The organism is Pantoea sp. F_5, from assembly GCF_008631595.1.
GTDB classification, from domain to species: domain Bacteria; phylum Pseudomonadota; class Gammaproteobacteria; order Enterobacterales; family Enterobacteriaceae; genus Pantoea; species Pantoea gossypiicola.
The window spans coordinates 171,283-193,107 of record NZ_VWUO01000008.1; the positions used below are offsets into that span (position 1 = coordinate 171,283).

General features: G+C 53.9%; 22 protein-coding genes. 7 read left to right on the forward strand and 15 right to left on the reverse strand.

All coding sequences use genetic code 11. The features are described 5' to 3' along the window. Nucleotides 1-145 precede the first annotated feature (145 nt). Both F3I44_RS12855 and soxR read right to left on the reverse strand, forming a co-directional pair. Nucleotides 146-811: a glutathione S-transferase family protein gene (locus F3I44_RS12855; protein ID WP_150012091.1), complete on the reverse strand. Its 666-nt coding sequence runs from the start codon at nucleotides 809-811 to the stop codon at nucleotides 146-148. Between the two features lie 39 nt (nucleotides 812-850). Beyond that, nucleotides 851-1,336 carry a redox-sensitive transcriptional activator SoxR gene (gene soxR, locus F3I44_RS12860; protein ID WP_150012007.1) on the reverse strand — a complete coding sequence of 162 codons (486 nt, stop codon included), beginning with the start codon at nucleotides 1,334-1,336 and terminating at the stop codon, nucleotides 851-853. Between the two features lie 100 nt (nucleotides 1,337-1,436). Between soxR and soxS the strand changes: the two genes are divergently transcribed. Beyond that, on the forward strand, nucleotides 1,437-1,862 hold the full coding sequence (gene soxS / locus F3I44_RS12865; protein WP_150012009.1) for a superoxide response transcriptional regulator SoxS: 426 nt from the start codon (nucleotides 1,437-1,439) through the stop codon (nucleotides 1,860-1,862). Nucleotides 1,863-2,116: 254 nt separating this feature from the next. Further along, the gene (locus F3I44_RS12870; protein WP_150012011.1) at nucleotides 2,117-2,398 is read left to right on the forward strand and encodes a YjcB family protein; all 282 of its coding nucleotides are present in this window, start codon (nucleotides 2,117-2,119) and stop codon (nucleotides 2,396-2,398) included. 54 nt (nucleotides 2,399-2,452) lie between these two features. On the opposite strand, the gene F3I44_RS12875 is transcribed toward F3I44_RS12870, so the two are convergent. Together F3I44_RS12875 and F3I44_RS12880 are read right to left on the reverse strand one after the other, a co-directional pair. Then, nucleotides 2,453-3,403: an ATP-grasp fold amidoligase family protein gene (locus F3I44_RS12875; protein ID WP_150019435.1), complete on the reverse strand. Its 951-nt coding sequence runs from the start codon at nucleotides 3,401-3,403 to the stop codon at nucleotides 2,453-2,455. 8 nt (nucleotides 3,404-3,411) lie between these two features. Continuing rightward, nucleotides 3,412-4,668 (reverse strand): oligosaccharide flippase family protein, encoded by a 1,257-nt coding sequence (locus F3I44_RS12880; RefSeq protein ID WP_013359794.1) that lies wholly within the window; start codon nucleotides 4,666-4,668, stop codon nucleotides 3,412-3,414. A 524-nt stretch (nucleotides 4,669-5,192) separates the two neighbouring features. Here F3I44_RS12880 and F3I44_RS12885 point away from each other — a divergent pair. Continuing rightward, nucleotides 5,193-5,588: a transposase gene (locus tag F3I44_RS12885; protein WP_150012015.1), complete on the forward strand. Its 396-nt coding sequence runs from the start codon at nucleotides 5,193-5,195 to the stop codon at nucleotides 5,586-5,588. Nucleotides 5,589-6,510: 922 nt separating this feature from the next. Here the strand turns inward: F3I44_RS12885 and F3I44_RS12890 are convergent. Further along, the gene (locus tag F3I44_RS12890; protein WP_150012017.1) at nucleotides 6,511-7,470 is read right to left on the reverse strand and encodes a DMT family transporter; all 960 of its coding nucleotides are present in this window, start codon (nucleotides 7,468-7,470) and stop codon (nucleotides 6,511-6,513) included. Between the two features lie 77 nt (nucleotides 7,471-7,547). Beyond that, complete coding sequence (locus tag F3I44_RS12895) at nucleotides 7,548-8,375, reverse strand: AraC family transcriptional regulator (RefSeq protein ID WP_150012019.1); 828 nt, start codon at nucleotides 8,373-8,375, stop codon at nucleotides 7,548-7,550. Nucleotides 8,376-8,494: 119 nt separating this feature from the next. On the opposite strand from F3I44_RS12895, the gene F3I44_RS12900 reads away from it, so the two are divergent. Next, on the forward strand, nucleotides 8,495-9,016 hold the full coding sequence (locus F3I44_RS12900) for an isochorismatase family protein (protein ID WP_150012021.1): 522 nt from the start codon (nucleotides 8,495-8,497) through the stop codon (nucleotides 9,014-9,016). Between the two features lie 69 nt (nucleotides 9,017-9,085). Here F3I44_RS12900 and ssb1 read toward each other — a convergent pair whose 3' ends face one another. Then, nucleotides 9,086-9,631: a single-stranded DNA-binding protein SSB1 gene (gene ssb1, locus F3I44_RS12905; protein ID WP_150012023.1), complete on the reverse strand. Its 546-nt coding sequence runs from the start codon at nucleotides 9,629-9,631 to the stop codon at nucleotides 9,086-9,088. Between the two features lie 225 nt (nucleotides 9,632-9,856). On the opposite strand from ssb1, the gene uvrA reads away from it, so the two are divergent. Both uvrA and F3I44_RS12915 read left to right on the forward strand, forming a co-directional pair. Next, nucleotides 9,857-12,679 (forward strand): excinuclease ABC subunit UvrA, encoded by a 2,823-nt coding sequence (gene uvrA / locus F3I44_RS12910; RefSeq protein ID WP_150012025.1) that lies wholly within the window; start codon nucleotides 9,857-9,859, stop codon nucleotides 12,677-12,679. 239 nt (nucleotides 12,680-12,918) lie between these two features. Continuing rightward, nucleotides 12,919-13,983, forward strand: coding sequence for an NAD(P)-dependent alcohol dehydrogenase (locus F3I44_RS12915; RefSeq protein WP_135910413.1), 1,065 nt, complete (start codon nucleotides 12,919-12,921; stop codon nucleotides 13,981-13,983). A gap of 52 nt (nucleotides 13,984-14,035) precedes the next feature. On the opposite strand, the gene F3I44_RS12920 is transcribed toward F3I44_RS12915, so the two are convergent. From F3I44_RS12920 to dnaB, 6 genes are all read right to left on the reverse strand, one after another. Continuing rightward, nucleotides 14,036-14,359 carry an MmcQ/YjbR family DNA-binding protein gene (locus F3I44_RS12920; protein ID WP_150012027.1) on the reverse strand — a complete coding sequence of 108 codons (324 nt, stop codon included), beginning with the start codon at nucleotides 14,357-14,359 and terminating at the stop codon, nucleotides 14,036-14,038. After that, the gene (locus F3I44_RS12925) at nucleotides 14,359-14,778 is read right to left on the reverse strand and encodes a secondary thiamine-phosphate synthase enzyme YjbQ (protein WP_013359785.1); all 420 of its coding nucleotides are present in this window, start codon (nucleotides 14,776-14,778) and stop codon (nucleotides 14,359-14,361) included. Before F3I44_RS12925 ends, F3I44_RS12920 begins: the two co-directional genes overlap by 1 nt. Before the next feature lie 121 nt (nucleotides 14,779-14,899). After that, on the reverse strand, nucleotides 14,900-16,093 hold the full coding sequence (locus tag F3I44_RS12930; protein WP_150012093.1) for an amino acid aminotransferase: 1,194 nt from the start codon (nucleotides 16,091-16,093) through the stop codon (nucleotides 14,900-14,902). A gap of 40 nt (nucleotides 16,094-16,133) precedes the next feature. Beyond that, nucleotides 16,134-16,748, reverse strand: coding sequence for a YitT family protein (locus F3I44_RS12935; RefSeq protein WP_150012029.1), 615 nt, complete (start codon nucleotides 16,746-16,748; stop codon nucleotides 16,134-16,136). A 241-nt stretch (nucleotides 16,749-16,989) separates the two neighbouring features. Then, entirely contained in the window at nucleotides 16,990-17,469 is a 480-nt protein-coding gene (locus F3I44_RS12940; RefSeq protein ID WP_003855753.1) for an Lrp/AsnC family transcriptional regulator, read from the reverse strand. A gap of 129 nt (nucleotides 17,470-17,598) precedes the next feature. Then, nucleotides 17,599-19,005, reverse strand: coding sequence for a replicative DNA helicase (dnaB, locus tag F3I44_RS12945; protein ID WP_098051787.1), 1,407 nt, complete (start codon nucleotides 19,003-19,005; stop codon nucleotides 17,599-17,601). 96 nt (nucleotides 19,006-19,101) lie between these two features. Here dnaB and F3I44_RS12950 point away from each other — a divergent pair, with 96 nt between their 5' ends. After that, nucleotides 19,102-20,085 (forward strand): quinone oxidoreductase, encoded by a 984-nt coding sequence (locus F3I44_RS12950; RefSeq protein ID WP_150012031.1) that lies wholly within the window; start codon nucleotides 19,102-19,104, stop codon nucleotides 20,083-20,085. 222 nt (nucleotides 20,086-20,307) lie between these two features. On the opposite strand, the gene pspG is transcribed toward F3I44_RS12950, so the two are convergent. Further along, nucleotides 20,308-20,574, reverse strand: coding sequence for an envelope stress response protein PspG (gene pspG, locus F3I44_RS12955; protein ID WP_150012033.1), 267 nt, complete (start codon nucleotides 20,572-20,574; stop codon nucleotides 20,308-20,310). A 176-nt stretch (nucleotides 20,575-20,750) separates the two neighbouring features. Next, nucleotides 20,751-21,743, reverse strand: a complete 993-nt coding sequence (gene dusA, locus F3I44_RS12960) for a tRNA dihydrouridine(20/20a) synthase DusA (RefSeq protein WP_150012035.1) — start codon at nucleotides 21,741-21,743, stop codon at nucleotides 20,751-20,753. Nucleotides 21,744-21,825: the final 82 nt, after the last annotated feature.

Genomic DNA, 21,825 nt, shown 5'->3' on the forward strand with positions numbered 1-21,825 from the left:
GGAGATTCTTTGGCATAAGATTGGACGCAAGAGGCTGGCAGAGACCAGCCCGAAACGCTGAGACCATAACGTTAATGTCATATAAAGGAAGGATTCGCACCGGCGCAGTCGTGATGAAACAGGATACGCCGGCGGAGAGAGACGATTAACCTGGCAGCGAAAGCTCGCCGCCCTGCGCAATCGCGCGATGCCAGGCCGCACGCTGCTGCACTGTCTGCAACCATTTCTCAGTGGCAGGCATCCGATCCAGTCCGGCACGGCGCGCCAGTGCCAGCAGCGGAAAGCTCATCTGGATATCCGCAATGGTGAAACGCTCACCGGCAAACCACGGATTGGCTGCCAGATGCTGTTCAATCATCTGCCTGTGCGGCTTGAGCTGTTTATCCAGAAACGCCTTCTGTACCCCTTTGCCAAATGCCGCGCCGACCGGACGCAGCAGCCAGGGCACCGGCGCTTTACCCATCTGACCGAAGATCAGTTTCATCACCAGCAGCGGCATCAGCGAGCCTTCGGCATAGTGCAGCCAGTAGCGGCACTGTAACCGTGACGCCTCATCACTCACTTTCAGGCGGAATTCATGATCATATTTCTCTTCAAGGTATTCGAGAATGGCACCCGATTCTGCTACCACCTGGTTCCCGTCAGTAATGACCGGCGATTTTCCCAGTGGGTGCACTTTTTTCAGCGCTTCCGGGGCCAGCATGGTCGGTTCACGTTGATAGCGTTTAATCTGATACGGCACTTCCAGCTCTTCCAGCAGCCACAGCACCCGATGCGAGCGCGATTTCTCAAGATGGTGAACGGTGATCATCATGATTCCCTGTGTTTTGACCTTCACCAAGTATAGACGTCACTCCACAGACGGATGTTTATCATCCTGTTCCGGGTCGAGCAGCACTGCACCTGACCCCTGCTGACCCAGCCGGTCACCGGGATTACGCAGCGGGCAGTCACGCATCGACAGGCAGCCGCAGCCGATACAGCCATCCAGGTCATTGCGCAGGCGGGTCAGGGTTTCAATGCGCTTATCCAGTTCTTCACGCCAGTGCTGGGTCAGCGCATCCCATTCCGTCGTCGACATGCGCTTATCTGGCGGAATGTGGTCGAGACTGTCACTGACCGTTGCCAGCGGGATGCCAATGCGCTGAGCAATCTTGATGATCGCCACGCGTCGCAGCACGTCACGACTGTATCGGCGCTGATTGCCGCTGTTACGGGTACTGAAAATGAGGCCTTTGGTTTCATAAAAGTGCAGCGCCGAGACCGCCACACCGCTGCGGCGCGCCACTTCACCGGGTGTTAAGACCGGTTTTGGATAGTTACGTTCTTTTTTCATCAGACCCTTTACCTCAAGTTAACTTGAGGAATTATACTCCTTCTCCATTGAAACCCCTAAAATCCCATTACCCCTTATTAAGCACCAGAAGGATGAGGCCATGATGCAAGAAGAGATCATTCATTCCCTGACGGACTGGATTGACCAGAACCTCGATAAGAGCCTGTCGATTGATGAGGTTGCGGCAAAATCAGGCTATTCGAAATGGCACCTGCAGCGTATGTTCCGTTCCGTGACGAAACAGACGCTGGGTGGCTATATTCGTGAGCGCCGCCTGACGCTGGCAGCAGAAGCCCTGTCGCAGACACAGCGCCCGGTGTTTGATATCGCGATGCAGTATGGCTATGACTCGCAGCAGACCTTCTCACGGGTGTTTCGTCGTCAGTTTTCACAGACTCCGACCGCATACCGCCACACCATGCGACGCCAGGCGATTCAGCGCCCTCGCCTGCTGAGTTTTGGTTGTAACGATCCGATCAACAGCTTTACCCAGCGCACCACCGGCGAGTGCTGCCCGGTCCGTTAATGCTTCGCTGCGCCCGCTCCGGGCGCATCTGACTGATTTCCCCGCCGTTCTTCTTCTGCTGCTCACTTTTCCTGCACGTCACTACCATACAAGAGTCAAATTTTGTTCAAAATTTAAAATCGGGTGATATAATGTGACCCAAGTCACACTTTGAACCTGGGTTGACGGCGAAAAAGTCCTACCTGACACACTTTTTTGTCGCCGGTGATGTCCGCAGATTGTCAGGAATACTTACTGATATTGAGGTCCGGCCGATGGCTACGTTAACCGCCAGTTTTCTTGTTATGCGTTGGGAACTGCTGAGCGCAATCTTGATGTTTTTTGCCAGCACCCTGAAAACCAAACTTCGTCAGGATAGCCGTCACGTGATGGCCTTTATGTGTGGCGGGATTGGTTTAGGCATGACCTGCTGGTTTGTTACCGGTCTGATGGGCATTACCCTGAGCATGGAAAACGTGCATAACTTCGTGGAAATCTCAAAGCACGCCTTTATCGATGTGATGAGCCAGGCGCCTGCCGACTGGCCGATGCCCTGATTTTTACGCATAAAAAACCCCGCTTAGCGGGGTTTTTTATATTGCTGTGTGAACTTAAATTTTCTTCAATATGGCAGGAATATTAACATCCTGCACTGTAACGCCCGGGCTCTGCGTTCCGCGGCGGTCCTGAATCCACATATCTCCCATCATCTGGTTTAAACCACGATCCAATCCGGTAACCAGCCCTGCACCTGGGGTGAAGGTCAGTTCGCCAAAGTAGATATGCTCGTCATGGATATACCAGTCCACACGCACGTAGTCGAAATCACTGGCCAGCTTCTTGCTCAGTTCGAGCGCATGTTCCAGTGATGGCATAATCGGTGACACATCCAGACCGGTATCGCGAATCTTGTGATAGGCCTCATTGAGGTTATTCACATAGAAATTCATCGACAGCAGCGGCTGACAGCGGTTGTAGATCACCTGCAGCACATATTCAAACCTGCCATCACGCTTGTTGAACATATGAAACTTGTAATCGATCGGCGCGCTTTTGCCATCACCAATGTACTTCTCAACCAGGATGCGTGGCTTGATGTAGCGATAGTGAATCTCACGCGCTTCGTTGGCGAAGTCGGTCTTCAGCCAGCGATAACAGTCATGAATGATCTGCTGCTTACGCAGCGCGTCCGGCTCTTCCAGCAGAATTTCTACCATGTTGGAAGCGTGGTTCGGCTTGATCACCGTTCCCTTCCAGCAAGGCAGGCTGTTCAGCGTGGTCGGGTCAGTGGTTTCATGTACCAGCGGGATCAGGTATTCATTACCGATTTTTTCAGCAATGAATTCGCGCACCGAGTACTTATCTGACAGACGACCATAGTTCTGGTAATCGCCGAAGATAAACTTACGGTACAACACCTTCTCGTTGAACACTTTTGGCTGACGCAGATTAGGCAGCTTTCTGAACTTATGGAAGTAGTAGATGCGGTCCTGATAAGCCCAGGGCATCTTCTTGATAAAGTACTGCACACTTCTTCTGAGTTCTTCTTTCAACTTGAGCATATCTGACCTCATTTGTATGTTTTGTAGTTGAGTGAGGAAACCTGAATCTTTTGAATGACGCCGTTTTTAAAGAAGTAATTCATTACGGTCAGGGACAAAAGTTCTGAAAGGAAAACGCTCCACGCGGCCCCCATGATGCCGTGACCCTGGATCAACCACCAGGAGAGCGGCAGACTGATAACCATCAGGCAGATGATTTTCCTCAGCAAGTAGTTAAATCCTCCCTCTTTGACCATGTAGCGATACGCTACGGTCCCCATTGCCGAAAAGCTGGTCGCTATCGACAGCAACGTAATGAGACTTCCTGACTGTGTGTATTCCGGTCCATACAACGCGATGATGATCTGCTCGCCGTAAAGCGAAATGACGAGCAGCATCAGCAATGAAACCGCCATAACGTAGCCATTGAGCCGGGCAGCCAGCTTAATGGCGACCTCGCCGCGCTCCCTGAAGATTTCAGTGAAGCAGGAGGTGATCAGCGCAACCGGGATAAAAATCCAGGAGGCGGAAATAGTATTCGCCGCCGCAAAGAGACCGAGATCGCGCGCAGGTGCCGTGCCTGCCAGAAACATCTGCGCCGCTTTGACCTGCACCGAGATAAAGATGCTGGAGATCGCCAGCGGCAGACCGGCATACATCAGATACCGCAGATAGGCGGTGCGCTTTTCGCGCGGTGGCATCTGATCCTGATGGTCCTGATAGAAGTTGTGCCGCTTGATCAGGTAAGGCACCAGCGTCACGGCAACAATCGACAGCGTCAGCCAGAGCGGATTAAGACGCAGCCAGGCCACGGTAAAGCTGATGCCGAAACTCAGCAGCATGCCCACCGCGTTAGCGATGGTGTTAAGACGCGAGGCAAGACGTGCGTTGTTATAAACGCTGAAGGTGTCCTGGGTGACAAAAACCGAGGCAACAAATGAGGCCAGTGCAAACGCCAGGAAGTTTTCCTGCATGTTGTACCAGACCCAAATTAAGACTGGCACCGAAGTGACCAGCAACAGTACCATGCGCAGCGTACGGGCGATGGTCATCAGACGCAGGCCTTTCGACGCATTTTTGCTGACGCGCTTAAACAGAATGGTTTCGGTGCCAAAGATTGCGACGGTTTGCACCATTGCAAATAGTGAAGTAGAAAACGCCATCTGGCCAAACACCGTTGGACCAAAGGATTTCGCCACGTAAGACGTCACAAAAATGACGCCAAAAACGGAGATGATCTTCTCAGACATCATCCAGGCGGCATTAGACATTACGCTCAATTTCATCGACTCTTCCTTAGTATTACTCAACTACAACCGCTTCGGTACAACATCCCTGTAACGAATTAATAAGCGCTCAGTGGGCCTGGCGAAAATGTATGACTTCAGACCAAACTGGTCCGAAAATTGAGATGTAAATCATGATCCGGAGAGTGAATTCAGGATAATTCTTATTATAAATGGCGCGAATCACTTCAAATGGAAACGATTTCAGGCTGAGAATAAAACAACCCTAAAGCGCTATACCGGCATATTAATCAAGTCGGCGAAGCTAAATATCCAGTGTACGTAGAATTTTTTCGTATTTTGGATGCGATGAATTTATAACAAAAACCCGCCTCCAGGAAGGCACGCTCCGCGGATAAGAATAAAATAAGATTTATCCCATGATGATATTTCTTCTAAATATCTTAATTTAGGCTTCGCAATTCAATTCGCGCACTTTAATACTGCCTTAATAAAATCTTACAGTGCCAGAAATTATTAAAGTCATTCTCATCCATTAATCGATAAGAAAGGTAAGAGCATTTATGAGAAAGTCACGATACAGCGAAGATCAAATCACAAATGCCATTAAAGCTTCTGAATCGGGCGTGAAAGTCAGAGAGATTTGTGAAGAGTTAGGCATCTCTGAAGCCACGTTCTATAGCTGGAAAAAGAAGTTTTCTGGGTTGTCTTCGGAAGAAGGCAGAAAAATCAAGGAATTGGAAGAAAAACTGCAGAATGTCACACGCGAACTGCAGACCCTCAACTCGGATAAAGAGATGCTGCAGAGCGTTCTGAAGCACTTCTTTACGACTAATGAAAAACGACAGGCTGTAGATTTCCTGCAGACTACCTTCGACATTGGCACCCGTCGCAGCTGCCGCTTATTAGATATCAGCCGCAGCGTATACCACTATCCGTCAAGCACGGAGAATCGCTAAACCTAATGCTACCGCGCTTTTTAGACTTAACGCTGAGATTTGTTCTTACCAGAAGAGATGAAGATCATTTAACAGGACAATTGCGGCCCCCTTTTCCGCTCCATTTATAACTAATGAATGGCTTCACAGCTAAGCTTCTTTTTTTGCGGTAAAATTGATTCACAACAGCAAAAGTCTCGCATTCCACGCCTTATCTTCCCCTCCCAATCCCGTTTATGCGGGATTGGGCCTTCCCATTTTTAGTTTAACCCTGCTAATCGTCGGAACTAAATCGTCTCAACATCATTAAGCCGCTTTAAACATCGCACAAAAAACAATCACCGTACATTTGAGTTAATGGTGGATCTGCCTGGAATTTTGCGGTTACGCTTTAATTCCCGATGATGGGTTCATTACATTAACTTTCTCCAGGATTAATCCGGGTTAAATAGTTTATTGCTCCTTATCACTAACGTTATGACTCTATCTTTTGGCTCTCTTCATTGCGCATCATTGATGCCAGACATTAATCTTTAATTATTAACGCAGCGGCGGAATTCTCTTACTCATTTATCACTGAGTGAAGTTAATGGTGGTTTTTAGTCCCCTTTTCACAGGACCATAACGCAATAAACCGCAGCGGATAAAAGCGTAACGTCCATAATGCTGCGCTATTTTTCCTGATTAATGACCGATATCTGACCAGTGAAAGGTTGCCAGAGATGGAACAGGCTACTTTCAGTCGCCAGAAAGGGCCGTTTTTTTACTGACAAAGGGAGGATGAATGAGGTTATGGGGGAATACCGGACAACAGTGCGGAACCATGAAATCGATTTCGCGGTATAAATCTGCCGAAGAGCGAGCAAATCAGGATAGGGTTTAATCTTAAAAAGCCGCGCAGTGTGTTGTCCGCGCGGTAAAGGTATTCGGTGAGTTTTACGGTTTACTCTTTAATCGTAACTACCTGCGGTTGTGGTTTGATGCGCATTGCCCAGATCACACCCGCCATCAGACAAACAATTCCTATCAGAGTGAGCTGCGGCGGCCAGCGTTGATACCAGAGAAAAGTCCATAACAGGCCAAAGAGTATCTCGAAAACGATCAGCGGCCCCATCATTACGGTGGGCAGACGCTGGCTGGCAGCATTCCAGCATAAGGTGCCAAGCCAGGAGCAGAGCAGGCCAATCGTCAGCATCAAAGCGATGAATACCGTGGGGCGCGGCCCGAACGGCAGGGAAAAACCGGGCTGCTGCCAGGCGAGCTGTACGCTGACCAGCGCGTACAGGATCAGTGCCAACGGTAGCGTCACCAGCCCCTGCGCGGTAGCCCAGGTTGAGGGGCGCAGTTCAGGATGCGTGCGCAGCCAGCGGGCATTACGCAGCGGATACCAGGTCCAGCAGGCTACCGCCAACAGTGCCAGCACGATGCCAGTCAGATAACGACTGAGATCCAGCGTGGCACCCTGACTCTGCAGTTCCGCCGCATTCACGCAGAGTAAGCCAGCCGCCATCATGACCAGTGCCGGAAACAGCCGCCGCCACGGCAGCCGACCTTCAAGATGGCCATAACAGAGATTAGCCGTGACAGCTATCACCACCGGCAGCGTGCCGATAATCATGGTGGAGACCGGCCCGCCGGTACGCTGAATGGCGTTCGCCAGAAACGCATAGTAGAAGAGGTTTCCCACCAGCGAGAGCTTCATGGCCTCAAGCCAGTCAGCGCGTGACAGCTGACGCAGACGACGACGGCTGTGCCAGGCCAGCGGCAGCGCAATCAGACCAAACGCCACATAGCGTCCCGCTGATTGCAGTGCGCCGGGATAGTCTGGCACCAGCAGCGGCCCGACAAAGATCAGCCCCCACATCAGCCCGGCGGTGACGGCAAACATAATTCCCGCAAACATGATTTCTTCCTTATACAGACTTTTGGCAGAGTGTGGCGGGTTCGGGCGGGAAATGCTTGTAGCAGATTGCGGTGGTATCAGGGCTGGCGGACCTGCTTTTGATAGCGGCCCGGCGTAATGCCATAACGGTGAGCAAAGGCGCGGGTGAGATGAGCCTGATCGGTTAATCCAACCGCCGCCGCGACGCTGGCGGCCGCTTCACCCTGTGCCAGCCTTTGCTTGGCGTCATAGAGCCGGAAAGCCATCAGCATCTGATGCGGCGTAACGTGATAGTGCTGGCGAAAGGCACGTAAGAAGTGCCACGGCGACAGTGAAGCCAGCGCCGCCAGCTCCTCCAGCCGCACCGGTTCTGCGAGGTTTGCGCGCAAAAATTCTCTGACCTGATCAAAACGATGCCGGGCATCGGGTCTGCCCTGTGAGGACATACGCGCCAGCGGACGGATTTGCAGTAGCAGCTCAGCAATCAGGCTCTGGCGCGCCAGTTCAGACTCTGCCTGCCAGAGTGCGGCAAGCCGGCGGGAAAGCGGCTGCGCCACGCGCGGATCGGTCAGCAGCGCCTCGTTAAACCACCAGCCGCGGTCGCCGGTCAGTTCATCCATCAGCTGCGGCTGGATGTAGATCATCTGATAGCGCCAGCCCTCTTCGCACGCTGACTCACCGGTGTGCAGCTCATCCGGGTTCATCATGACCAGTGAGTTCTCCGGCGCAGTATATTCGGTGCCGCGATAGCGAAAGCGCTGTGCGCCCGCTTCAATGGTGCCGATCCCAAAGGCTTCATGAGTGTGAGGTTCAAAGGCGTAGCGAGAGATGTGGGCCTGATAGAGTTCCACACCGGGCAGCTCTGCGAGTTGCCGGAACCGGGCGCGATCTTTTTCACAGGGGAAACTTGCCGGAACACCGTTCACTTCTCTCTCCTTATTTAACCCGTCTGCTAAGCATGCCTGTGACCGGGGCTAAAATGCAAAAGATTGCTATCCGCAACGCCGTAGATAACACTGTTTTTTTCAGGCGGAGTGGGTTAAGTATGGCACAGCGTGTGGTAGTGGTTATCGATATGCAGAATGGGGTCTTCAGCTCGCCGCGCTTCGACCAGGCGGGACGGGTGGCGCAGATTAACCGGCTGACTGAACGCGCCGATATCACCCTTTTTATCCAGCACCGCGAAGGCGCGATGTGCGAGGGAAATGACACTTTTAATCTGCTGCCAGAACTGGTTCAGCCTGCTGGCGCACATTACGTGACAAAAACCGCCTGCGACAGCTTCTGGCAGACTGAGCTGGCCGCACTGTTAAAGAAGCTGGCGGTGGAAGAGTTTGTGGTATGCGGTTGCGCCACTGACTACTGTCTGGATACCACCATAAAAGTGGGTGCCAGTGCGGGTTATGCCATTACGGTTGCTGCTGATGCGCACACCACCGCCGATCGTCACTGGGTCAGCGCTGAAGCGTTGATAAACCAGCACAATGAAGTCTGGTCCTCATTGTCGATTCCGGGCAACGTGCCGCGCGTGCTGAGCACAGAGGATATTGTGACGGAGTGGTCGTAACCGCATGCAAAAGCCGTGCATAAAAAAGCCCGCATAAGCGGGCTTTTTTGCATTCTCAGTTCAGCGGAATCAGAATGGAATATCGTCGTCGAAATCCATTGGTGGTTCGTTGTTGTTGCTGGCCGGAGCGCTCTGCGGTTGTTGCTGCGGACGGGACTGCGCGCCACCACTGAACTGGTTGTTGTTGCCCTGCGGCTGCTGCGGCTGACCCCAGCCATTGTTGTTGCCACCACCCTGCGCGCCTGCACCGGCATTGCCGCCCTGCTGACGGCCACCCAGCATCTGCATGGTGCCGCCAACGTTAACCACGACTTCAGTGGTATAACGTTCCTGGCCACCCTGATCCTGCCATTTACGGGTGCGCAGCTGGCCTTCGATGTAGACCTGCGACCCCTTTTTCAGGTATTCGCCTGCGACTTCAGCCAGTTTGCCAAACAGCACTACACGGTGCCATTCCGTGATCTCTTTGTTTTCACCGGTCTGCTTGTCGCGCCAGCTTTCCGACGTAGCCAGCGTAATGTTGGCAACCGCGCCACCATTTGGCATGTAACGTACTTCCGGATCCTGACCCAGATTCCCGACAAGAATCACTTTGTTAACGCCACGACTGGCCATGTTGCTGTCTCCCGATGAGTTAATGCATACAGTCTAATCCATCAATTCTAACACGTCCTGCGGACTGTTTCCCACTTTCGAGCGGGGTTCCAGTTTTAATCCCTCTCCGCTTCCAGGCCTGAGAGTACTGGATATATATTCAGTCTATTTTTTGTGCCATAATGACACGTTTATTCTGGCCGTGTCGGCAAGGCACGGTGAGTGCAGCTAATCCGGGAAAGGTGAATGGATAAGATCGAAGTTCGTGGTGCCCGCACCCATAATTTGAAAAACATCAACCTGACCATCCCACGCGACAAACTCATTGTGGTAACCGGCCTGTCAGGGTCCGGTAAATCCTCACTGGCGTTTGATACGCTGTATGCGGAAGGTCAGCGCCGCTATGTGGAGTCGCTCTCTGCGTATGCGCGCCAGTTTCTTTCGTTAATGGAGAAGCCGGACGTCGATCATATCGAAGGTTTGTCGCCCGCCATTTCCATTGAGCAGAAATCCACCTCGCATAACCCACGTTCGACGGTGGGAACCATCACCGAGATCCACGACTACCTGCGTCTGCTGTTTGCCCGCGTAGGCGAACCGCGCTGCCCGGACCACAACGTACCGCTGGCGGCGCAGACTGTGAGTCAGATGGTGGATCAGGTGCTCTCGCAGCCGGAAGGTCGTCGCCTGATGCTGCTGGCCCCGGTAGTGAAAGATCGTAAGGGTGAGCACACCAAAACGCTGGAAAATCTGGCGACGCAGGGCTACATCCGTGCGCGTATTGACGGCGAAGTGTGCGACCTGTCAGACCCGCCGAAACTGGAGCTGCAGAAGAAGCACACCATCGAAGTGGTGATTGACCGCTTTAAAGTGCGTGACGATCTGGCGACGCGTCTGGCAGAGTCCTTTGAGACAACCCTGGAGCTCTCAGGCGGCACGGCGATTGTGGCGGACATGGATGACAGCGAGGCCGAAGAGCTGCTCTTCTCCGCGAACTTCGCCTGCCCGATTTGTGGTTATAGCATGAGTGAGCTGGAGCCGCGCCTGTTCTCCTTTAACAACCCGGCGGGCGCCTGTCCAACCTGTGACGGCCTGGGCGTACAGCAATATTTCGATCCTGATCGCGTGGTGCAGAACCCTGAACTTTCGCTGGCGGGCGGTGCTATCCGCGGCTGGGATCGTCGTAACTTTTACTATTTCCAGATGCTGCGTTCGCTGGCGGACCACCTCAGTTTTGATATTGAAGCGCCGTTCGGTAGCCTGCCTGACAACGTGCAGAAAGTGATTCTGTATGGGTCAGGCAAAGAGAGCATCGAATTTAAGTACATCAACGATCGCGGCGATACCTCGGTTCGCCGTCATCCGTTTGAAGGCGTGCTCAATAACATGGAGCGCCGCTATAAAGAGACGGAATCCTCTGCGGTGCGCGAAGAGCTGGCGAAGTTTATCAGCAACCGCGCCTGTGCCAGCTGTGAAGGTACCCGTCTGCGTCGTGAAGCGCGCCACGTCTTCGTGGAGAACACCACGCTGCCAACCATCTCTGAGATGAGCATCGGTCATGCGATGTCCTTCTTTGAAAACATGAAACTCAGCGGCCAGCGTGCGAAGATCGCTGAGAAAATTTTGAAAGAGATTGGCGATCGCCTGAGCTTCCTGGTCAATGTCGGCCTGAACTATCTATCAATGTCTCGTTCCGCCGAGACCCTGTCCGGGGGTGAAGCACAGCGTATCCGTCTGGCCAGCCAGATCGGTGCGGGTCTGGTCGGCGTGATGTATGTGCTGGATGAGCCTTCAATCGGCCTGCACCAGCGCGACAACGAACGGCTGCTCGGCACGCTGATTCATCTGCGCGACCTCGGTAACACCGTAATCGTGGTTGAGCATGATGAAGATGCGATTCGTGCCGCTGATCATGTGATCGACATCGGTCCGGGTGCAGGCGTACACGGCGGCCAGGTCGTCGCGGAAGGCACCGTTGATCAGATTATGGCGCAGGAAGAGTCGCTGACCGGTCAATACCTGAGCGGCAAGCGTGGCATTGTGGTGCCAGAGGAGCGCGTTAAAGGCGATCCGGCCAAAGTGCTGAAGATTACCGGCGCTCGCGGCAACAACCTTAAGGATGTCACGCTGACGCTGCCGGTCGGGCTGTTCACCTGTATTACCGGTGTGTCCGGTTCGGGTAAATCGACCCTGATCAACGATACGCTGTTCCCGATTGCCCAGCGGGCGCTGAACGGCGCGACCATCGCCGAACCGGCACCTTACCGTGACGTAGCGGGGCTGGAGCACTTCGACAAAGTGATTGACATCGACCAGAGCCCGATTGGTCGAACACCGCGCTCCAACCCGGCCACCTACACCGGTATCTTTACCCCGGTGCGTGAACTCTTTGCGGGCGTGCCGGAAGCGCGTTCGCGCGGCTACAATCCGGGTCGCTTTAGCTTCAACGTGCGGGGTGGACGCTGTGAAGCCTGCCAGGGTGATGGCGTGCTGAAAGTCGAGATGCACTTCCTGCCGGACATTTATGTGCCGTGCGACCAGTGCAAAGGCAAACGCTATAACCGTGAAACGCTGGAAGTGAAGTACAAAGGCAAGAGCATCCACGAAGTGCTGGAGATGACTATCGAAGAGGCGCGAGAGTTCTTTGATGCCGTGCCAGCGCTGGCGCGTAAGCTGCAGACGCTGATCGATGTCGGTCTCACCTACATCCGCCTCGGTCAATCCGCCACCACTCTTTCCGGCGGGGAAGCCCAGCGTGTGAAGCTGGCGCGTGAGCTGTCGAAGCGTGGCACGGGTCAGACGCTCTACATTCTGGATGAGCCGACCACTGGCCTGCACTTTGCCGATATCCAGCAGCTGCTGGAAGTGCTGCATAAGCTGCGCGATCAGGGCAACACCATCGTGGTGATTGAGCACAACCTCGATGTGGTCAAAACCGCAGACTGGATTGTCGATCTCGGTCCGGAAGGCGGCAGCGGCGGCGGTGAAATCCTGGTTGCTGGCACGCCAGAAACCGTGGCGGAGTGTGAGAAATCCCACACCGCACGCTTCCTGAAGCCCCTGTTATAGAAGTAATTCACTCAGGCCCGCCGCGTGCGGGCCTTTTTTTACCCCCTGCTGATTCAGCCAGAAAAATGCAGAATCAGGCAAGATTCAGACATGTATAGGCATATACGCTTTTCCCCACGCTGACTATCCTTAAGCGGTTCCTCTTTGGCACGCCCCTGGCGTCGCCCTGTTTTCGCAGCACATCCACGCTGCTGCACATCATCAAAAAACACTCACGACACATCGAAACTGGAGACACCATGAATATTACGCATGCGTATGCTGCTCAGGATGCAAAATCCAAACTGGCACCGTTCGATTTTAAGCCGCGTGAGCTGCGCGCCCATGACGTTCAGCTTGAGGTGCTGTTCTGTGGCGTTTGCCACTCAGACCTGCATCAGGCCCGTAATGAGTGGAAAAACACCATTTTCCCCGTGGTTCCGGGTCATGAAATTGTGGGTCGCGTGACGGCTGTTGGTCCACAAACGCAGAAATACAAAGTCGGCGATCTGGTTGGCGTCGGCTGCATGGTCGATTCGTGCCGCAGCTGTCCGAGCTGTCAGCAGGGTCTGGAGCAGTATTGCGAAAACGGCTTTGTCGGCACCTATAACGGCGAAGATCGCGAAACCGGCGCTATTACCTACGGCGGTTACTCAACGTCGATGGTAGTTGATGAGAGCTTTGTGCTGCGGATTCCTGAGAACCTGGAGCTGGCGGGCGTTGCACCGCTGCTGTGTGCCGGTATCACCACCTATTCGCCGCTGCGTCACTGGAATGTCGGTCCAGGCAAGAAAGTGGGGATCGTAGGCTTAGGCGGCCTGGGCCATATGGGGGTAAAAATTGCGCACGCCATGGGCGCGCATGTGGTGCTGTTCACCACTTCACCATCCAAAATTGAAGATGGCAAACGTCTGGGTGCCGATGAAGTGGTGATCTCCAAAGATGCAGAGCAGATGGCGCAGCACGCGAACAGCTTTGACTTCATCCTGAACACCGTGGCGGCTCAGCACGATCTCAATCCGTTCATCACCCTGTTGAAACTGGATGGCAACATGACGCTGGTGGGCGCACCGGAGCACGATCATCCGGCACCCCAGGTCTTCAACCTGATCTTTAAACGTCGCAGCATCGCCGGTTCACTGATTGGCGGCATCGCGGAAACCCAGGAGATGCTCGATTTCTGTGGCGAGCACGGGATTACGTCAGACATTGAGCTGATTGCGATGGACCAGATCAACGAAGCCTATGAGCGCATGCTGAAAAGCGATGTGAAGTATCGCTTTGTTATCGATATCAATACGCTGCGCGATCAGTCTGCCGCGTAAACTGCTTGATCTGAAACCCTCCTGCTCAGGTAAGAGGGTTTTTTATTGCCGTTTAACGGGCAGCCGCCGCCTGCTGGTATGAGGCATCGACCAGATAGTAGATCTGCGAATCTTTCAGCGAACCGTCGAGGAACAGCGTGCTCCAGTGAGACTTATTCAGATGCTCGCTGGGAATAATATCGCTGTGCTCTTCGCGCAGTAATTCCGCCAGCGCTGGCGTCGATTTCAGCGAGACGGCGGGCCGCCCTTTTACCTCGTGCACCATCGCAAACAGCACGCCGTGACTTTTAATCTGGGTAGCCTTCCAGTCATTGTGGACGCTCTGCTCCGCGCCCGGCTTGCTCATGCAATAGGTCAGTAAGTCTGAGTTATTCATTACGACTCCCCTTGTAAAGTGGCGACAATCCGCCTGGCACCGCCATCAATGCGATGCTCGCCCAGCCAGATACCCTGCCAGGTGCCCAGCACCAGACGTCCCCGCTGAACCGGTAATAACAACGAAACCCCTAAGGTCGATGATTTGATGTGCGCGGGCATATCATCACGTCCTTCATAGTCGTGCTGATAAGGCGCATTCTCCGGCACGTGCCGCATGAAATGCTGCTCCATGTCGCTACGCACCGTCGGGTCGCAATTCTCGTTTAAGGTTAACGACGCCGAAGTGTGCTGCAACAGCAGATGCAGCAGTCCGGTTTTGATATCACGTAGTCCGGAAAGCGAATTAACGACTTCATCGGTGACCAGATGAAATCCGCGCGACTTCGCACTCAGCGTTATAGTTTGTTGATGCCACATAGCTTATTCCTGAAACGGTTATCCCGTTTAAGTGTGCAGCATGTCGCCGAAAGGTAAACCCTGACCCATAAAAAAACCGCCAGAGAAAACCCTGGCGGTCTTATTTACGGCCTTGCTGCTGTTACATCACGGCGGCAAACGCTTCCGCTACCTGATGCACATTTTTGCTGTTCAGACCGGCCACACACATGCGACCGCTGCCCACCAGATAGATGCCAAATTCGTTACGCAGGCGATCAACCTGCTGCGCACTCAGGCCGGTATAGCTGAACATGCCGCGCTGCTTCAGCAGGTAGTCGAAGTTTTTACCTGGCAGCGCGGTGCTCAGTACGTCCACCAGCGACTGGCGCATCGCAAGAATGCGCAGACGCATCGCCTCTACTTCAGCCAGCCAGCTGGCCTTCAGCGCCTCGTCGTTGAGGACGCGTGCGACAACCTGTGCACCGAAATTCGGCGGGCTGGAGTAGTTACGGCGAACGGTGGCTTTTAACTGGCCCAGCACACGTGCTGACTCTTCGGCACTGTCGCAGACGATAGAAAGACCGCCTACGCGCTCGCCATAGAGCGAGAAGATTTTGGAGAAGGAGTTGCTGACCAGCGCAGGCAGGCCCGCTGCCGCGACCGCGCGCAGCGCATACGCATCCTGCTCCATACCGGCACCAAAGCCCTGATAGGCGATGTCCAGGAAAGGAATCAGCTGCTGTGCTTTCAGCACCTCAACGGTCTGATCCCACTGCGCATCCGTCAGGTCAGCGCCGGTCGGGTTATGACAGCAGGGATGCAGCAACACGATGCTCTGCGCGGGCAGAGTTTTCAGGGTGCTGATAAAGGCATCAAACCGCACACCGTGAGTCTCTGCGTCATACCAGGGATAGGTGTTTACCTCTAAACCTGCACCGTTAAAAATTGCGATGTGGTTTTCCCAGGTCGGATCGCTGACCCATACGGCAGACTGCGGGAAGTAGCGCTTCAGGAAATCCGCGCCGACTTTCAGCGCGCCAGAACCGCCAAGGGTCTGAATCGACGCAATACGGCCCGCCTTTAACACCGGATGATCGGCACCAAATAGCAGCGGGGCAATCGCACTACGGTAGCTGTTCAGCCCTTCCATTGGCAGATAAAGCGATGCCTGATGCGGCTCAGCATAGAGCTGCTCTTCAGCAGCCGCCACGGCCTTTAGCTGCGGGATAATGTTCTGCTCGTTGTAATAAAGCCCGATGCTCAGGTTAACTTTGTGTTCGCGTGGGTCTTGTTTGAACGCTTCCATCAACGACAGAATCGGATCGCCAGCATAGGCATCAACGTTTTGAAACACGGTGTAGGTCTCCATGATTGGTCCAGAGGTAAAAGGCGATTTAAACCCGATAGCGTCCCGGACGGTGGTTCATTGCAATAATCAGGTTCAGGATCACCGCACCCGCAATCGACGCGAGCAGGATGGGGCCACTCACCACAAACAGTGACGCCAGCACGACGCAGGTATCGACTGCCATCTGCAGTTTACCCGCGCGGATCCCGAAGCGATCCTGTAGCCACAGCGCCAGAATATTGATGCCGCCCAGGCTCGCCTTATGTCGAAATAACACTATAAACCCGATTCCCATGATGACGTTACCGAACAGTGTCGCATAGAAGGGGTTAAGGTCAGAAAAGTGGACAAACAGCGGGTGCAGATGGGTGAACAGCGACACCAGCCCGACGGCGCAGAAGGTTTTCAGGGTAAATTCCCAGCCCATGCGTTTTACCGCCAGCCAGTAAAACGGGATATTGATCAGGAAGAATGCGCTGCCGAACGAGAGCGTCGAGAGATAGCTGATCAGAAAAGCGATACCTGCGGTGCTGCCAGTCAGCGCACCGGCCTGTTTCAGCATAATGACGCCGAACGAGACCATCAGTGTGCCGAGCACCATCGCCAGCGCATCTTCAATGCGCGAATGCGGGACGCGGGTGGGTTCTGCAATGTTATCCATGGGGGTTTTCTCAGTGCAAATGATGCGGTTCCGATGCAAAAAACGCACCATCGTCACAGCACTGAAGGGCTGTAAAGCGGATGCCAGCGATATCCCATTGATATCTAAGGCGCTTTGAAAGATAACTTTATGCATAAATTCCGGCTTATACCGTTAATCTATGCGTTAAGCTCTATTACGATGCGCGTTATTCGCATTAACTGCCGCCAGTGTGCACCAAAATCGCACAGCGCGCATCCTTTTAGCGCGTCTTCTCTCCGGGAATCATCATCAGCCCGTTCTCTTTCATTCGTCCCAGTACCACTGAGGTTTTCACATGAGAAACGCTCTGGTGTCCGGCAACTAACTGGCTGATTAACGCACTGAGGGAGTTGAGATCGGCCACCGCCACTTTGAGGAGATAGTCTGCATCACCCGTAGTTTTATAGGCATCGACGATCGCCTGCTCCTGCTCCACCATCCGGTGAAAGCTCTCAACATATTCCGCGGTGTGGTTAATCAGGCGTACCTCAATCAATCCCACCATGCCAAGCCCGATGGCATCGGGTGACAGCCGGGCGTGATAACCCAGGATGAGGTTAGCCTGTTCCAGATTGATACGGCGGCGGGAACATTGAGAGGCAGAAAGGCCGACCAGATCGCTGAGTTCCTGATTGGTCAGCCGGCCGTTAGATTGTAATAAAGTCAGGATTTTAAGGTCGTAATCGTCTACGTGAGTCATTCCGTTTCCACAGCGTAATGGGCGTCGCTTTGTTACAGATAACCCGATAACCCGAGAGGTTGTCCAACACTATTTTCTGATGATGGGGGCTGTCATGCACAGATCGTGCATGACAGCACAAAGCAGAGATTATTCGTCGTCGTATTGCGGGCCAGCGTAGTTATCAAAGCGCGACCACTGACCGTTAAAGGTCAGGCGTACCGTACCGATGGGGCCGTTACGCTGTTTACCCAGGATGATCTCGGCGATCCCTTTCAGATCGCTGTTCTCGTGGTAAACCTCATCGCGATAGATAAACATGATCAAATCCGCATCCTGCTCGATCGAGCCTGATTCGCGCAGATCCGAGTTGACCGGACGCTTGTCAGCACGCTGTTCCAGTGAGCGGTTAAGCTGCGACAGCGCCACCACCGGTACATTCAGCTCTTTAGCCAGCGCTTTCAGCGAGCGGGAGATCTCAGCAATCTCCAGCGTACGGTTGTCAGACAATGACGGCACGCGCATCAGCTGCAGGTAGTCGATCATAATCAAACTTAAGCCACCGTTTTCACGGTAGATACGTCGGGCACGCGAACGCACTTCAGTGGGGGTCAGGCCGGAAGAGTCATCAATGTACATGTTCTTCTTCTCCAGCAGGATGCCCATGGTGCCGGAGATACGCGCCCAGTCTTCATCATCCAGCTGTCCGGTTCGGATGCGGGTCTGATCGACGCGGGAAAGTGACGCCAGCATACGCATCATGATCTGCTCGCTGGGCATCTCCAGACTGAAGATCAGCACCGGCTTCTCCTGCAGCATGGCGGCGTTTTCGCACAGGTTCATCGCAAAGGTGGTTTTACCCATCGACGGACGTGCGGCAACAATAATCAGGTCAGAACCCTGCAGGCCCGCGGTCTTTTTATTCAGATCCTGATAGCCGGTATCGACCCCGGTGACACCATCGTGCGGGGTCTGATAGAGCGATTCGATACGGGAAACGGTCGATTCCAGAATCTGCTCAATGTTTTTCGGGCCAGCATCTTTATCCGCGCGCGCTTCAGCGATTTTAAAGACGTTCGACTCCGCAAAGTCGAGCAGCTCTTCGCTGTTACGTCCCTGCGGATCATAACCGGCATCGGCAATCTGGTTGGCGACAGAGATCATCTCACGCACCACCGCACGTTCACGCACGATGTCAGCATAAGCACCGATGTTTGCTGCACTCGGGGTGTTTTTTGCCAGCTCAGCCAGATAGGCGAAGCCGCCTGCCATCTCCAGTTCGCCCCGGGTTTCCAGCGATTCGGAGAGCGTAATCAGGTCAATAGGCTTGCTGTTTTCCAGCAGCCGCTGCATCTCGGAAAAAATCAGTCGATGCGAGCGGTTGAAAAAATCATTCGCGACGACGCGCTCAGAGACGTTATCCCAGCGCTCGTTATCCAGCATTAACCCACCGAGCACCGACTGCTCCGCTTCCAGAGAATGCGGGGGCATTTTCACGCCTGCGAGCTGGCGATCCTGCGTTTCGTTCGATTTGTTGGTGGGTTTATTTCCTGCCATAGTGAATGCATTACCGATCTTCTGTGGGGACGCGCAAGTATACCTTAGTTAGGGTGCGCGCCTCACCCTCATGATGAAACAATCACAGGAGTCAGAATGGCAAAGCATATTCAGTTCAGCGCGCATGGCGGCCCGGACGTCTTAGCGTGGACAGATTTTGAACCTGCTGACCCGGCTGAACATGAAGTGCAGGTCGAGCATCGCGCTATCGGGATTAATTACATCGATACCTATGTTCGCAGCGGGCTCTATCCGGTTGCCGCTTTTCCCTCTGGCCTGGGGACGGAAGCGGCGGGTGTGGTGTCGCGGGTTGGCCGTGGTGTGACGCTGTTTAAACCCGGCGATCGCGTAGTCTACTGTCTGGCGTCGATGGGGGCTTATAGTGAGGTGCACAACGTAGCGGAAGACCGTCTGATGCATCTTCCGGAGGCGATCAGCTTTGAGCAGGGTGCAGCAAGCTATCTGAAAGGGCTGACCACACAATATCTGCTGCGTCAGACCTATAAAATCAGCGCTGGTGAGACCTTCCTGTTTCATGCTGCGGCGGGCGGCGTCGGATTAATTGCCTGTCAGTGGGCAAAAGCGCTGGGTGCGCATTTGATCGGCACCGTGGGTTCAGCGGAAAAAGCCACGATGGCAAAAAATGCTGGAGCATGGGCCACCATTAATTATCGCGAAGAGAACATTGCACAGCGCGTCAGCGAACTGACGGAAGGGAAAAAAGTGGGCGTGGTGTATGACTCCGTGGGTAAAGACACCTGGGAAGCATCGCTGGATTCGCTGCGTCGTCATGGCCTGATGGTCAGTTTTGGTAATGCTTCCGGTCCGGTGACCGGCATCGATCTGGGCATTCTGAATAAGAAAGGCTCGTTGTTTGTAACCCGACCTTCCCTGTTTGGCTATATCACCAATCGCCAGGAGCTGGAAACCGCCAGTGCCGAGCTGTTCTCCCTGCTGGCGAGCGGCGCGATCAAGGTTGATGTGCCGGAGCAGCAGAAGTTTGCGCTGAAAGAGGCCAGTAGAGCGCACCAGATGCTGGAGAGCCGCGCCACGCAGGGATCCTGCCTGTTAATCCCGTAACCGTCAGCGCCCCGTCAGCAACAAAAAGGGCTTCCCCCGGGAAGCCCTCTTCTTTTTTTTATTTTTTGTTCGCGCTGGTGTAGGGACAGCGGCGATGAATTCATGTCGAGTCGATGGCACATCGATTTGACGACAGGCATCCTGCCAGAAAACATAAGTAAAAAATATGTTTAATTGCAGATCAGCGCCGAACAATCTCTCACACTGTGATCGTCACCGCATTTAACGCCAGCCTTTACGGTCTAACCTGCTGATCTTACGTCTCAGCTTACGACGCGCTCGCGCATCGCTATCGCCAAAAAAGGCACGATGCAGCCATACAGCGATAACCGCCAGCACCAGCCACGGCAACACTTTGATAACAAGTGCAAACAGTCCACCGACAAACATCACGAGGGTTGCGACCACCAGTGCCGCCAGCACGCCCAGCAGTGAAACGCCGGTCAGCAACAGCATCAGGAAAAACCCCAATACGAATAAAATTTCCACGTCAGCGCTCCTATTGAAATCAGTTGTTATAGCTATTACAAAAAGCGTGCCAATCGATAACGTATTGATTTTATACTGATAAGGCTTAAAAAAGGCGTAGCGACCTGGTGAGAAAAACCATATTCTGGCGTAAAAAAACCAGCTTCAAAAGCTGGCTTTCTTGTTCAGGTCAGAAATCAGACTTCCTGTGGGATCTTATCCGCCACCAGCGCCAGCGCCGCTTCCAGTACGCGAACATCGGCACCCGGTTTATGGGCGTTTTCACTCAGGTGACGTCGCCACTGGCGTGCACCCGGGATCCCCTGGAACAGTCCCAGCATATGGCGAGTGACGTGTCCCAGATACGTGCCCTTCGCCAGCTCCGCTTCAATATAGGGATACATGGCGCGTACCACCTCCACCGGGTTAGCCGCGGGGTGCTGACGACCAAACAGCGTCTGATCGACCTGCGCCAGAATGCCCGGATTTTGATAGGCTTCGCGTCCCATCATCACACCGTCCAGGTGCTGCAGGTGGGTCTGTGCCTCTTCCAGCGTTTTTACGCCACCATTAAGCGCGATCGTGAGATGCGGAAAATCGCGTTTCAGCTGCCAGACGCGGGGATAATCCAGCGGTGGAATTTCGCGGTTCTCCTTGGGGCTAAGGCCGGAGAGCCAGGCTTTTCGCGCATGGATAATAAATGTCTCGCACTCACCGCGACCTGCCACCGTGCCGATAAAGTCGGTCAGAAATTCATAGCTGTCCAGCTCATCAATCCCGATGCGGGTTTTCACCGTGACCGGAATCGACACCACGTCACGCATCGCTTTAATCGCATCCGCGACCAGATTCGCCTCGGCCATCAGGCAGGCACCGAAACGGCCATTCTGAACCCGATCCGAAGGACAGCCGACGTTCAGATTTACTTCATCGTAGCCGCGCTGCTCTGCCAGCTTCGCACACTGCGCCAGCGCCGCCGGATCGCTACCACCAAGCTGCAACGCGACCGGATGCTCAGCCTCGCTATAAGCCAGGTAATCCCCTTTGCCATGAATGATCGCGCCCGTGGTCACCATTTCGGTGTAGAGCAGCGTGTCACCGGTGAGCTGACGATGAAAATAGCGACAGTGGCGATCGGTCCAGTCGAGCATAGGGGCGACAGAGAAACGTTGCGAAGAGAAATTAGACATGAAGCGCAGACAATCCGGTAATTAAGGGTGATGGAATTCTGTGCAAGGATAACACAAGGGCGGGCGATAGTGCATCGCCCGC

Excerpts from the sequence above, each read along its gene's own strand:
- F3I44_RS12855 (WP_150012091.1), bottom strand. The coding sequence starts at position 811 with ATGATCACCGTTCACCATCTTGAGAAATCGCGCTCGCATCGGGTGCTG.
- soxR (WP_150012007.1), bottom strand. The coding sequence starts at position 1,336 with ATGAAAAAAGAACGTAACTATCCAAAACCGGTCTTAACACCCGGTGAA.
- soxS (WP_150012009.1), top strand. The coding sequence starts at position 1,437 with ATGATGCAAGAAGAGATCATTCATTCCCTGACGGACTGGATTGACCAG.
- F3I44_RS12870 (WP_150012011.1), top strand. The coding sequence starts at position 2,117 with ATGGCTACGTTAACCGCCAGTTTTCTTGTTATGCGTTGGGAACTGCTG.
- F3I44_RS12875 (WP_150019435.1), bottom strand. The coding sequence starts at position 3,403 with ATGCTCAAGTTGAAAGAAGAACTCAGAAGAAGTGTGCAGTACTTTATC.
- F3I44_RS12880 (WP_013359794.1), bottom strand. The coding sequence starts at position 4,668 with ATGAAATTGAGCGTAATGTCTAATGCCGCCTGGATGATGTCTGAGAAG.
- F3I44_RS12885 (WP_150012015.1), top strand. The coding sequence starts at position 5,193 with ATGAGAAAGTCACGATACAGCGAAGATCAAATCACAAATGCCATTAAA.
- F3I44_RS12890 (WP_150012017.1), bottom strand. The coding sequence starts at position 7,470 with ATGTTTGCGGGAATTATGTTTGCCGTCACCGCCGGGCTGATGTGGGGG.
- F3I44_RS12900 (WP_150012021.1), top strand. The coding sequence starts at position 8,495 with ATGGCACAGCGTGTGGTAGTGGTTATCGATATGCAGAATGGGGTCTTC.
- ssb1 (WP_150012023.1), bottom strand. The coding sequence starts at position 9,631 with ATGGCCAGTCGTGGCGTTAACAAAGTGATTCTTGTCGGGAATCTGGGT.
- uvrA (WP_150012025.1), top strand. The coding sequence starts at position 9,857 with ATGGATAAGATCGAAGTTCGTGGTGCCCGCACCCATAATTTGAAAAAC.
- F3I44_RS12915 (WP_135910413.1), top strand. The coding sequence starts at position 12,919 with ATGAATATTACGCATGCGTATGCTGCTCAGGATGCAAAATCCAAACTG.
- F3I44_RS12920 (WP_150012027.1), bottom strand. The coding sequence starts at position 14,359 with ATGAATAACTCAGACTTACTGACCTATTGCATGAGCAAGCCGGGCGCG.
- F3I44_RS12925 (WP_013359785.1), bottom strand. The coding sequence starts at position 14,778 with ATGTGGCATCAACAAACTATAACGCTGAGTGCGAAGTCGCGCGGATTT.
- F3I44_RS12935 (WP_150012029.1), bottom strand. The coding sequence starts at position 16,748 with ATGGATAACATTGCAGAACCCACCCGCGTCCCGCATTCGCGCATTGAA.
- F3I44_RS12940 (WP_003855753.1), bottom strand. The coding sequence starts at position 17,469 with ATGACTCACGTAGACGATTACGACCTTAAAATCCTGACTTTATTACAA.
- dnaB (WP_098051787.1), bottom strand. The coding sequence starts at position 19,005 with ATGGCAGGAAATAAACCCACCAACAAATCGAACGAAACGCAGGATCGC.
- F3I44_RS12950 (WP_150012031.1), top strand. The coding sequence starts at position 19,102 with ATGGCAAAGCATATTCAGTTCAGCGCGCATGGCGGCCCGGACGTCTTA.
- dusA (WP_150012035.1), bottom strand. The coding sequence starts at position 21,743 with ATGTCTAATTTCTCTTCGCAACGTTTCTCTGTCGCCCCTATGCTCGAC.